This window comes from Kaistella flava (ex Peng et al. 2021) (assembly GCF_015191005.1).
Taxonomy (GTDB): Bacteria; Bacteroidota; Bacteroidia; order Flavobacteriales; family Weeksellaceae; genus Kaistella; species Kaistella flava.
The window spans coordinates 3,433,019-3,446,761 of sequence record NZ_CP040442.1; the positions used below are offsets into that span (position 1 = coordinate 3,433,019).

The 13,743-nt window shown below is 37.5% G+C and carries 6 protein-coding genes; 4 read left to right on the plus strand and 2 right to left on the minus strand.

The genetic code is table 11. The annotated features are described in order from the left end of the window. Positions 1-17: 17 nt before the first annotated feature. Positions 18-2,783, minus strand: a complete 2,766-nt coding sequence (locus Q73A0000_RS15545) for a T9SS type A sorting domain-containing protein (protein ID WP_193811832.1) — start codon at positions 2,781-2,783, stop codon at positions 18-20. Between the two features lie 470 nt (positions 2,784-3,253). Further along, complete coding sequence (locus tag Q73A0000_RS15550) at positions 3,254-3,820, minus strand: hypothetical protein (protein WP_193811833.1); 567 nt, start codon at positions 3,818-3,820, stop codon at positions 3,254-3,256. A gap of 640 nt (positions 3,821-4,460) precedes the next feature. On the opposite strand from Q73A0000_RS15550, the gene Q73A0000_RS15555 reads away from it, so the two are divergent. From Q73A0000_RS15555 to Q73A0000_RS15570, 4 genes are all read left to right on the plus strand, one after another. Beyond that, complete coding sequence (locus Q73A0000_RS15555; protein WP_193811834.1) at positions 4,461-5,474, plus strand: nucleoid-associated protein; 1,014 nt, start codon at positions 4,461-4,463, stop codon at positions 5,472-5,474. Positions 5,475-5,585: 111 nt separating this feature from the next. Next, a complete protein-coding gene (locus Q73A0000_RS15560) occupies positions 5,586-6,233 on the plus strand; it encodes a phosphatase PAP2 family protein (RefSeq protein ID WP_193811835.1) in 648 nt (215 codons plus the stop codon). A 96-nt stretch (positions 6,234-6,329) separates the two neighbouring features. Beyond that, on the plus strand, positions 6,330-7,058 hold the full coding sequence (locus tag Q73A0000_RS15565; protein ID WP_193811836.1) for a hypothetical protein: 729 nt from the start codon (positions 6,330-6,332) through the stop codon (positions 7,056-7,058). Positions 7,059-7,758: 700 nt separating this feature from the next. Next, entirely contained in the window at positions 7,759-13,707 is a 5,949-nt protein-coding gene (locus Q73A0000_RS15570; RefSeq protein WP_193811837.1) for an ice-binding family protein, read from the plus strand. Positions 13,708-13,743: the final 36 nt, after the last annotated feature.

Sequence of the window (13,743 nt, forward strand, 5' to 3'; positions counted from 1 at the left end):
GCATATAGTGATTGATTTTATTTCTTAATTAATTTACTAGAATAAATTTTTCCAGATGTTTTTATGGTGATGAAATAAACTCCAGCATTTAATGAACTAACATCAATAGAATTACCTGCATCAGACAGCAATGATCTTCCAGAATAATCAGTAATTGTAACATTAATGATGGTCTCGTTCGTATCAATTTTTATATTTACCACATCTTTCGCCGGATTCGGGTAAAGAGTAATTTTACTCTTAGACTTGATGAAATCTTGATCCGAAGTTGCCAAACTTTCTATAACATCCGAAACAAATAGTTCAGCACCCAGGTTTTTGTAAGTTGTGGAGGAATAAAGTCTTTTACCATCAGAATACAGGAACATCATTTGGGTATTGGGGGTAATGATTTCATCATCAACTTTCATTGAAATATCTATAATGTTTCCAGGTTGTCCATTTGTTTTAGTAAGGATTGCATGATCTCTCACGGTATATAATTCTTTATTCAAACATGTTGGCCAATAATTACTTTGATTATTAGTATCGTAAATTTTATAAGTGCCAGTTGCGGTTCCGTCGCTTCTCCATAGTGCTGTGGAATTGTTCATGGGCAGAAAGTAGTACGAGTTATCACATTTTACCATTTCTCCAGAGGAGATACTTTGACCAATGTTTTTCGTTTGAATAGTTCCTGCCGCAGTTCCATCAGTACTTGATAAATAATATTTGGTAATTCCATCAACATCAGAAGAAAAGAAATTTAACCTATTGTTTATAATAAATGAATTTGTAGGATCTATGTAATGAACATCGGTCACGTAATTAACAAGCTTAGAAGAATCATCAATATAATTGAGTTGAGAGGATCCGAAACTACCATCTGTAAAGAAAACTTTATCATTAAGTACCGATAAAAAATTCTTGTGAGCATATATTCCTATCAGATTGCTAATTTTCAAAGTACCTCCAATTGTTCCGTCGGTTTTCCAGATTTGATTAATATTGTTTTGCATCATTTTAAAATAGACACCGCTTGGAGTGGTCAGAAAGTCCTGATCATAAACCGTAGAATATACACTGTCTGCGGGTTGTTCTAATAACAAAACCGGTATATTAGAATTATTATCAAGTCTCCAGATACGCATAAACCCATTCAAAGAATGATAAGATTTCAGAATAACCTGATGATCATTTAAAGGATACATTTCCATCAATCTTTCACCCACAGGCAAAGAAATCATTGATGTACTTTCTTTAGTTCCTGAAGTTCTAATTATTCCTTCCGCTCGAAAATAGACTTCATTGCCCGACTTCATCATGGGATTGTACTTTAAAAAATTATCAGGCAACCGCGTACTTAAATTTGAAAGTTTTGTAATGTTTTTATCAGAATCAATCTTAAAAACCTGATCGTAATAACCATCGTTCGCGATAAAATAAACCACATTATTGTTTTCTATGAAATATCTCGGTTTACTGGATAGACCACTGAAAATATCTTTTTCTATAGCTGCAGAATTCGTGCTTTTATTATAACTGAAAAGTTCAATGTTTTTTTCCGTTTCATAGCCATTATTTGTTGTTTCTGTAAATCCGGCAAAATAAATTTTATCATCCTTTTCAGGATAAAACACATCTTCACCATAATTTACTCCAATGTCTTGAAAGCTTTGTCCGTTATAGAAATATAAATGTGGATAATATATGTCCTGATCCTTGAAAATCAACAAATTACCTTCGGAAGAAACGGTAACCATATCTAATGATTTATTCAAATAAGTTGGCACTTCCTGAATGAAATCGCCTTCATCTTTAAAATAAATCTTATTGTCTGTACTGATAAATGTTTTGTTTTTAAAAGAGACTAGCTTTTTAATCATTGTATATCCGGCAGCAGTTTCGGTAGCTTTCGTTCCACTTTCTGTACCATCGGAAATCCAAAACTGACCATTGTTTTTAAAGATTAATTTGTCATTACCTGAATTCTCAAAAGGGGCAAAACTAAAACCTGATCCTGCAAGATCAAAAAATTTTATGGTGCCTGCGTTTGTTCCATCTGTAGACCATAAGCCATAATTATATTCAGATGTTGCGGGGAAAACGATTTTACCATTAATATTATAAACATATTCATTGCCATTAATTGCGGAAGACCCATATTGAGTTAAATCCTTAACTAAAGATGTTCCTTCAACTGTTCCATCCGATTTCCAAAGTTCTTTGCCGCTAGTTGCGTCACTTCCAAAAAAATAAATATTCCCATCTTTTTCCGCAAAGTTCTCACTGGCATATTGCAACTTCGTTATTTGAAAGGTGCCAGCTGCAGTTCCGTCACTTACATACAATTTATCTTTCAACACGATAAACAATTTGTTATTATAAACTTTTACTTTTAGCTTATCGGAGCTGTAATAGGAAGCAACATTTTTAATTTTTGTTACAGAATTTGTCGCTAGATTAAGTTCAAACAATTCTAAGTAAGAGGAATTATTATTATTTAAAAAAAAGATCTTTTGGTTAAGTTCATAAAACTCGCTGCTCTTAATATCACATGGTGTCGTTTGTAGTTCATCCTTTATCAAAGTAATTTTTTTAGTTACGAGATTGTATTTAAAAGGTTCGTTATAAGAAGAAGTGGTTTTAACCGAAAAAATAAGGTCATCACCAATTAATTTCAAACCTTTAGGATAAGAGCCTGGAAAGTGATTGAGATCGTGTATCGTTCCGTTAATGTTTTGTTGGGCAGAAAGAAGGATGACTTGAAGAAAAAGGAATACAAATAAGTAATTTTTCAGCATATTATAAAGTTATATCGTAAATATACAATAATTGTTAATATTACGATTTTTTAAAAACGGCAGTTTCACATAGCTCAATGCCCTCGCTGCCAAACGAAAGGATTCGTTTGGCGTTATTATAAAGCGAGCTTAATAGTTAGATAGAGTTTTCTTGTTTTCATAGCTGTAAAGCTATATCAGGATTTATTGAGTAATCTGTATAGTTTTTTCAGGACGGGTCACCCAAAAATCATCGTCATAGATGCTCCATAGATACTTCATGGATAAAGCATGGATAGTTCATGAGGAGTTCATGAAAAGGATACTTAAAAATAGAGTAAAAAAAATGATAATTAACGTTCCAAAAATGTGTTAAGTAAAATTGAAATAGCAATCTGACTATAAATCAATCTGAAAAAGAGATAAGTTCTAATAACAAAAATTCCCCAAGTCAAACTCAGGGAATTTTTCATTAAATATAATGTGTTGTTTTACTGATTCAAAAACTTACTCAGATTCAAAGCATCTTGATTCGAAGGATCATATTCCAATGATTTTGCAATATGCTGTTTTGCTTGCTCTTTGTTGCTTTCCTTAAGTTGGTATGCCACGAACAAATGGGCATAAGCGAGATTCTTTTTACTTGCTTCCAATTCCTCTGGTTTTACCGCAGCGATGTATTTCTCGTAAGCTGTTTTTGCGTTCGCGTCGTCTTTCATGTTTTGATAAACATAGCCTTCGCTATAATAAGATGGAGCCCAATCTGGTAGTAAAGTTGAAATTTTATTCCAAGTTCCCAAGGCATTTTTCCAGTCTTTCGCATCCTGATAGGCCGTTGCTAGATTCACCAACGATTCGGTGTCATTTGGGTTGGCTTCAATCTTTTTCTTCAAAGCGTCGATTGCTGGATTTTGTTGAGAAGTTTGAACTTGTGCAGTTGCATTGGCAACGGTTTCTTGCGCTGCAGCAGCTTCCTGTGCATAACCGAAAGTTACCGCTCCTAAAAATAATGCTGCTACCAAAGCTCTTTGGGTGTTAATCACTCTTTCCTTTTTCATATTCAATTTTTTTGATTAAAATTTTAATTGCGCTTTTTCACAACAATAATAATTCCACGATTTCTGATTTTTTGAAAGTTTAATATTTTTAATACAAACTTAACTTTTACTTAAATTATTTAATTGATACCTTTTGTCTTAAATTTTCATAAAAATGAAATATTAAAATTACTGACATGTTTAAACATACTTATCATTAAAAATGTTGTTTCCAAACACTGCAAATGAAAAATATTTATTAGATATATTTGTACAGCCAGCCAAAATAAATATTTTATAATTTCTCTAAACTTTTCCATAAGGGTATATATTTGACGGCAATATGAGAGTAGAGATGAAAATTAGAAAGGACAAAAAACTTCCCTGACAAAAACTGCAACAATTTGAAGTATAGTTAGTTATGAAAATAAGTAGATTATTGAAAATTTGTAATTATTTATAACTTTCTAGTTGTTACATACATAGAGATTATTTGTTCTATTTTTTTGACACTTTTTTACACATTAGTTTTTTACGTATTGGATAAGAGTTATTTATTAGGAAACAAAACACTTCTGGTCTCAGCAGAGATATTTTTCTTTAAAAGTTTTTTGCTTCAATCTTTTAAAAATATCTTTGCACCCACATAAATTTTACATTAATGATCTCCAAAATAATCATCCATAAAGTCGGAAACAAAATAAATCAGGAATCGCTTGTTCTATCGCAAGATGAATATCGGCCAGAGGAAGGAATGTTAGAAATGCTCGAAGATTTTTTCTTAAAAGCTTTTAAATCTGAAGAACAGTTTCAGTTTTACAGCGATACTTATTTGGTTCATAATCCGGTCTATAATTCGGTATCGGAAATTTTTGAAGATATAACCAAATTCAAAGATGAGTCTGAAAACATCGCCGAACATCTTTATGACATCACCGAAAATCCACGTGTACAACCGGGTGAAGTTTTCATCTGTTATTTTGAAGGTGAAGAAACTGCAGGTGTTAAAATTGATTCCATCGGTATTTTTAAAACGGAAAATAAAACGCCTTTCTTGAAAGTTTTTCCGGAAGGTGACACTTTTGATATTGAGAAAGATTACGGTATCAGTTTAACAAAATTAGATAAAGGTTGTATTATTTACAATAACTTTAAAGAATCTGGTTACGCCGTTTCAGTCGTCGATAATAATAAAAATGGCGACATGTATTATTGGTTCGAGGATTTCTTGAAAGTAAAACAGCGTGACGATGAATATTTCCACACTCAGGAAACTTTGTCCGTTTACAAAGAATTCATCACCAAACAATTGCCACAGGAATTTGAAACTACCAAAGCTGATCAAGCGGAGTTTTTGAATAAATCAATTGAGTTCTTCAAAGATAAAGAGCAGTTTGATTACGATGAATTTACCAAAGAAGTTTTGCAGGATGAGAATGTAATCGAGAGTTTTGGAAATTTCAAATCCGATTACGAGCAGGAAATGCAGGTTTCAATTTCAGAAGATTTTGCCATCAATGAATCGGCGGTGAAGAAACAGAGTCGTGGTTTCAAAAGTATTATCAAACTCGATAAAAACTTTAGTATTTATGTTCACGGCGACCGTAAAATGATTGAGCAGGGACAAGATGAAAATGGAAAATATTACCGTCTTTATTTTGAGAAAGAACAATAAATTATTTAAAGACAGAATTCATAAACATCCATTAAATAGTTACGATTAAGGTTAGAAAAAGGCTTTCAAAAAAGGATTACTTCGAAATGGTTCTTAAATGATATCGCTTTTATGATTAAATTTATTAAAGATTTTTACCGAAATAGTTCGCCGAAATTATTGATTTCGCTTCTGTTTTTTTTGGCAGCATTATTAGTATTGGGAGTGATTACTAATGAAATCGTTGTTGAAAAAGAAGAAGAAATAGATTTTCTGGTTTTTCAATTTTTCAAAACTCATTTCGTAAGAGCGGGTTTAACGCAGTACATGTATGTAATCACCCAGTTTTCTTCGGCGCCATTTATAAAAATCGCATATCCGTTTCTAATAGTTATTTTACTGGCTTTCAAATTTTATCGAAAGGCATTATTCACTTTTGTTACAGCCGTAGGCGGCTTGCTTCTGATCTATGGAATGAAAATGTTTTTTGCTCGACCACGACCACCTTATCCGCTTTTGTATAAAGAAGAGAGTTTTAGTTTTCCCAGCGGTCATGCGACTTTAAGTTTTATTCTTTATGGAACTTTAGCCTATTTTATCTGGTTAACAGATTTACCGAAAGTATGGAAATATATGGCCATGGTATTTCTGATTTTGCTTTCGCTTACGATTGGTTTCAGTCGAGTTTATTTGCGGGTGCATTATCCAAGTGATGTTTTGGGTGGATTCTGTTTAGGTTATTCGTGGTTATTCCTGATGATTTATACGTTCAGAAAATGAGCTCCCTTAAATTAAACCAACTCAATATTGATTGTAAAGTCAAGTATTAATTTCTTTACTTTTGCTGCTTGAACTATTTATTAAAAATTAAATAAAATGTCAGAAGGACCATCCATCATTTTTCTAAAAAACAAACTGCAACGCTACAAAGGAAAAACTGTTTCTAAAGTTTCGGGCGATTCGACGATTGATGAATCTTTATTTGAAAATGCAACGCTGATCGATATTCAAACTTTCGGTAAAAATTTCCTTTTCATTTTTAAAGAATTTTTCGCTGCGATTGAAGTCAATCTAGTGGGAAATGTTTTGGTCAACAAACGCAAGAAAATCGCCGCTGGTTTTTCATTCCATTTTGAGGAAAATGAAATCAATTTTTATAATTCTGATGTTAAAGTTTTCCAGGGAAAACCGACTGATCATTTTAATTTTAAAACAGATATCTCAAAACCAGAATTCGATGCTGATTTTATTTTAAATGAATTGCAAAGTAATCATCATGATGAGAAAATTGGTGCAGCTTTATTGAACCAAAATATTCTTGCAGGCGTCGGCCCTATCATTAGAACTGAAACTTTATACCATGCGAAAATTCATCCAGATAGTTTGATTAAAGCTATTCCTGAGAAAAAATTAATATTCCTATTGAAAATGGTAGTGGATTACGCAGAAGAGTTTTTGACTTTATTAAAAACCGACAGTGTAGAAAAGAACGCTTTAATTTTTGAAAAGAAAAACTGCCCGAAAGACAAATTTCCACTTGTTATAGCAGAAGTGGGGAAAGTAAAAACCTACGTTTGCGAAAAGTGTCAAAAGCTTTTCGTGTAAAATCAAATTTCAAAAAATTTCAAACTGTAAAAGTGAAAAATTCTCAGCAGGAAATTGAAAAAATGCAAGAAAAGGTTTGCCTTTATTCTGCGCTAAGATTTCCAAAATCATTGCTCAGAATTTTATTCAAAAGCAGTTACAGAATAAACTTAACCGGGTTTTGAAGCATTAATATTTGTTTAAAAACATCCTATAATCTCTTTCTATTTTCAGGCGTACTTACTCATTTTTAATATGTTGAAAATTAATAATCATTAGTATTCAGTAAGTGTTTAATGCTAGTAAGTATTGTGTAAATATACTTTTCAATTAGAATGATATGGGTTAAATAAACGCCTGGTAATTAAGGAAATGCCAGTACCTTTGTGGTATTAAAAATCTTAAAAACACACCAACACAAATGAAAAGAAAAAATCTATTTTATTTCTATTAAAGGATGCCTTGTCATACCTTATTTTTAGCGATTTGTTACATTTTTGAAATTAATAAGTGCTATTCTACTCTAGAATTTAGAACCTCCATTTTTACATTTTTCTGATTTCAATTTTTAAATTGAAAAATATTCTATCGTGTTTTGAATTCGATCAATAAGTTGCATACTTATTTTACATTATGCTTTTGCATTTTTCAAATAATGACGTCTGGTGACGATGTCTCGTCTATTATTATTATTTAAATCAAATTTAAAAAAACAAAGAAGATGAAAAAATTTTTTCTACTTTCTAAATTACTCAGCACCTTAGTGGCAGCTGTTTTGTTTTTAATGCCAAGTGTTAATTTCGGACAGGCTCCTAACCTGGGATCAGCTTCCAGTTTTGCGCTATTTACAGCAGCTGGAGCATTTAATAACACGGGGGCGGGAACAATCGTAACCGGCGATGTTGGCACTAACGTAGGTGCATTCAATGCATTTCCTCCCGGAACACTAATTGGGCAAAAGCATCATGCAGACCTTGTTTCGTCACAAGCTGCTATAGATGTAGCTTTTGCCTATGGTAGCGTCAGTACGGTAACATGCGGCAGCGTAATTTCAACAACGATGGGAAGTGGGCAAACACTTCTACCGAACGTTTATTGCCTTGGGGCAGCTTCAACAATTAATGGCGATCTTATCCTGGATGGAGGAGGAGATCCCAATTCTATATTTATTTTTAAAATAGATGGCGCTTTAGCTACTACTGTTAATTCACGAGTTCTGTTGACTAATGGCGCTTCATTATGCAATGTTTATTGGCAGGTAAATGGCGAAGTGGATTTAGGAGACAATTCTCTTTTCCAGGGCACGATTTTAGCTGATGGGGCAATAAATCTATTGCAAGGTGCAACACTAAATGGACGTGGGCTTTCCACTGCCGGAGCTATTAGCTTATCTACCAATACAGTCACACTAAGCTTACAGCCAACAGCATCAGTAATTACAGCAGGCGGAGCGACAACATTTTGTGCAGGTGGCAGTGTTACACTTTCAGGAAATAGCGGCGGAACCTGGAGTACCGGAGCAACAACTTCATCAATAACCGTAAACACAAGTGGCGACTATTTTGTAACCAATACAAATGCCTGCGGCAGTGTAAATTCGAACCATATTATAGTAACAGTCAACCCGCTGCCTGCAGCAACTGCTGGTAGAGATACATCCATCTGTAGTGGTAATAGTGTAACGCTCGGTACTTCTCCGGTATCAGGACATACTTACTCATGGACACCTTCAACAGGATTGAGTTCTACAACCATAGCAAACCCTGTTGCCAGCCCAACAACTACTACTACCTATACATTAGTAGAAACAATTACTGCAACGGGTTGTCAAAATACAAATTCCGTAACAGTAACAGTTAGCCCAGCGCCTGTTGCATCAGTAATTACAGCAGGGGGAGCTACAGCATTTTGTACAGGTGGCAGTGTTACACTTTCAGGAAATAGCGGCGGAACCTGGAGTACCGGGGCAACAACTCCATCAATAACCGTAACCACAAGTGGCGACTATTTTGTAACCAATACAAATGCCTGCGGCAGTGTAAATTCAAATCATATCATAGTAACAGTCAGCCCAGCGCCTGTTGCATCAGTAATTACAGCAGGCGGAGCCACTACGTTTTGTGCAGGTGGCAGTGTTACACTTTCAGGAAATAGCGGTGGGACATGGAGCACCGGGGCAACAACTGCAACCATAACCGTAAACACAAGTGGCGACTATTTTGTAACCAATACAAATGCCTGCGGCAGTGTAAATTCGAACCATATTATAGTAACAGTCAACCCGCTGCCTGCTGCAACTGCTGGTAGAGATACGGCCATATGTAGTGGTAATAGCGTAACTCTTGGTACTACTCCGGTATCAGGGCATACTTACTTATGGACACCGTCAACAGGATTGAGTTCAGCAACCATAGCAAACCCTGTCGCCAGCCCAACAACAACTACTACCTATACATTAGTAGAAACAATTACTGCAACAGGTTGTCAAAATACAAATTCCGTAACAGTGACAGTTAGCCCAGCGCCTGTTGCATCAGTAATTACAGCAGGCGGAGCCACAACATTTTGTGCAGGTGGCAGTGTTACACTTTCAGGAAATAGCGGTGGGACATGGAGCACGGGGGCAACAACTGCAACCATAATCGTAACCACAAGTGGCGACTATTTTGTAACCAATACAAATGCCTGTGGCAGTGTAAATTCAAATCATATTACAGTAACAGTTAGCCCAGCGGCTGTTGCATCAGTAATTACAGCAGGCGGAGCCACAACATTTTGTGCAGGTGGCAGTGTTATACTTTCAGGAAATAGCGGTGGGACATGGAGCACCGGGGCAACAACTGCAACCATAACCGCAACAACAAGTGGCGACTATTTTGTAACCAATACAAATGCCTGTGGCAGTGTAAATTCAAATCATATTATAGTAACAGTTAGCCCAGCGCCTGTTGTATCAGTAATTACAGCAGGCGGAGCCACAACATTTTGTGCAGGTGGCAGTGTTATACTTTCAGGAAATAGCGGTGGGACATGGAGTACCGGGGCAACAACTCCAACCATAACCGTAACAACAAGTGGCGACTATTTTGTAACCAATACAAATGCCTGCGGCAGTGTAAATTCAAATCATATTATAGTAACAGTAAGCCCAGCGGCTGTTGCATCAGTAATTACAGCAGGCGGAGCGACAACATTTTGTGCAGGTGGCAGTGTTACACTTTCAGGAAATAGCGGTGGAACATGGAGCACCGGGGCAACAACTGCAACCATAACCGTAACCACAAGTGGAGACTATTTTGTAACCAATACAAATGCCTGTGGCAGTGTAAATTCAAATCATATCATAGTAACAGTCAGCCCGCTTCCGGTTTGTACTATCACCGGTAACAGTGTCATTTGCCAGGGCCAATCCACCCAGCTATGCGCACCAGCGGGCTTTACTAAATATTTGTGGAGCACCGGGGCAACCACTAGTTGCATTACAGTAAGCACTGCGGGTACTTATACAGTTACAACCACCAATGCGGCCGGATGCACCAGCACCGGCAGCAAGACAGTAACCGTTAGTGCATTGCCGGTTTGTACTATCACCGGTAACAGTGTCATTTGCCAGGGCCAATCCACCCAGCTATGCGCACCAGCGGGCTTTACTAAATATTTGTGGAGCACCGGGGCAACCACTAGTTGCATTACAGTAAGCACTGCGGGTACTTATACAGTTACAACCACCAATGCGGCCGGATGCACCAGCACCTGCAGCAAGACAGTAACCGTTAGTTCATTGCCGGTTTGTACTATCACCGGTGACAGTGTCATTTGCCAGGGCCAATCCACCCAGCTATGCGCACCAGCGGGCTTTACTAAATATTTGTGGAGCACCGGGGCAACCACTAGTTGCATTACAGTAAGCACTGCGGATACTTATACAGTTACAACCACCAATGCGGCCGGATGCACCAGCACCGGCAGCAAGACAGTAACCGTTAGTGCATTGCCGGTTTGTACTATCACCGGTAACAGTGTCATTTGCCAGGGCCAATCCACCCAGCTATGCGCACCAGCGGGCTTTACTAAATATTTGTGGAGCACCGGGGCAACCACTAGTTGCATTACAGTAAGCACTGCGGGTACTTATACAGTTACAACCACCAATGCGGCCGGATGCACCAGCACCTGCAGCAAGACAGTAACCGTTAGTGCATTGCCGGTTTGTACTATCACCGGTGACAGTGTCATTTGCCAGGGCCAATCCACCCAGCTATGCGCACCAGCGGGCTTTACTAAATATTTGTGGAGCACCGGGGCAACCACTAGTTGCATTACAGTAAGCACTGCGGGTACTTATACAGTTACAACCACCAATGCGGCCGGATGCACCAGCACCTGCAGCAAGACAGTAACCGTTAGTTCATTGCCGGTTTGTACTATCACCGGTAACAGTGTCATTTGCCAGGGCCAATCCACCCAGCTATGCGCACCAGCGGGCTTTACTAAATATTTGTGGAGCACCGGGGCAACCACTAGTTGCATTACAGTAAGCACTGCGGGTACTTATACAGTTACAACAACCAATGCGGCCGGATGCACCAGCACCGGCAGCAAGACAGTAACCGTTAGTGCATTGCCGGTTTGTACTATCACCGGTAACAGTGTCATTTGCCAGGGCCAATCCACCCAGCTATGCGCACCAGCGGGCTTTACTAAATATTTGTGGAGCACCGGGGCAACCACTAGTTGCATTACAGTAAGCACTGCGGGTACTTATACAGTTACAACAACCAATGCGGCCGGATGCACCAGCACCTGCAGCAAGACAGTAACCGTTAGTTCATTGCCGGTTTGTACTATCACCGGTGACAGTGTCATTTGCCAGGGCCAATCCACCCAGCTATGCGCACCAGCGGGCTTTACTAAATATTTGTGGAGCACCGGGGCAACCACTAGTTGCATTACAGTAAGCACTGCGGGTACTTATACAGTTACAACCACCAATGCGGCCGGATGCACCAGCACCGGCAGCAAGACAGTAACCGTTACCAAAGTGGAAGTTCATGTTGAAGCCGGTTCAATCTCATGTAATGGAGGTGAATCTACAGTGAAGGTAACTGCCACAGGTGGAACTGCCCCTTATACAGGAGTTGGAACATTTACAGTGAAAGCCGGAACTCATACTTACACCGTTAAAGATGCGAAAGGATGTTCAGTTTCGAAAGAAATCACGATTACAGAACCTTCTAAATTGGTTGTTCATATTGAAGCCTGTTCAATCTCATGTAATGGAGGTGAATCTACAGTGAAGGTAACTGCCACAGGTGGAACTGCCCCTTATACAGGAGTTGGAACATTTACAGTGAAAGCGGGAACTCATACTTACACCGTTAAAGATGCGAAAGGATGTTCAGTTTCGAAAGAAATCACGATTACAGAACCTTCTAAATTGGTTGTTCATATTGAAGCCTGTTCAATCTCATGTAATGGAGGTGAATCTACAGTGAAGGTAACTGCCACAGGTGGAACTGCCCCTTACACAGGAGTTGGAACATTTACAGCGAAAGCCGGAACTCATACTTACACCGTTAAAGATGCTAAAGGCTGTTCAGGTGTTAAAGAGATCATGATTACTCAACCAGAGGCATTGAATTTAGTACTTACAATTCCACCTGCTAATCCTAATGGATTAACTACCGTTAAAGTAACGGTAAGTGGAGGAACTCCGGTATATAAATATCTTTGGTCAAATGGTGAAACTGGTTCTTCAGCGAATTTAGGAGCTGGATTATTCAGTGTAACTGTGACAGACTATAAAGGATGCAAAGCAACCATAGGAGGTGAAATTAAACCAATAGATTGTGGTAGATTTACAACTGTTACGCAAGGAGGTTGGGGCGCAAAAGCTGCAGGAAATAATTGGGGCGCATATAGAAACCAATATTTTGCAGGAGCATTCCCAGCTGGTTTAACAGTTGGTGCAGGTTCAAGATTCTTGAAACTAACTACTGCAAAAGCAGTCGAGGACTTCTTACCAAGCGGGTCAACTCCAAGAGCATTAGATCCAGGTACATTAACAAATCCTGGTGCAAGCTATGCTAATGTTTTAGCAGGTCAAGTTGTTGCATTAACTTTAAATGTGAGATTTGATGAATATGATGCTAACTTTTCACCATCATCAACGAAGTTAGGTGATATGGTAGTAGCTTCTGGTACCTTTGCAGGAATGTCAGTTTATCAAGTTCTTGCCGAATCCAACAAGGTTCTTGGTGGTATTTCAGTTTATTCAGCTTCAAAAATGAATTCTATCGTAGATGAAATAAATAACAATTACGATGGAGGTATGATAAATAATCATGTGTTAACTTGTCCATGTCCAGAACCAGGACTTGCTACAGGTACAAATGATATCTTACCTGTTGTTTCAAAAATGGTACTTTATCCAAATCCTTCAGATGGAGAATTTAATATTAAGTTTGATGCTGAACAAGGAACATTAGTTTTGGTACAATTATTTGATATGTCAGGTAAATTGATTGGAGATTATAGCAATAAAGTGATAAGAAGTGGTAATAAAGCCAATTTAAATGTGAAAAACTATAATCTTGTAGGTGGCTCATATGTGGTTAAAGTTAAAACTTCAACTAGTGAAAAAACCTTTAAACTGCTCATTAAAAAATAAATAATAAATCAATAAAAGGAAGACTGTCTAACAAGG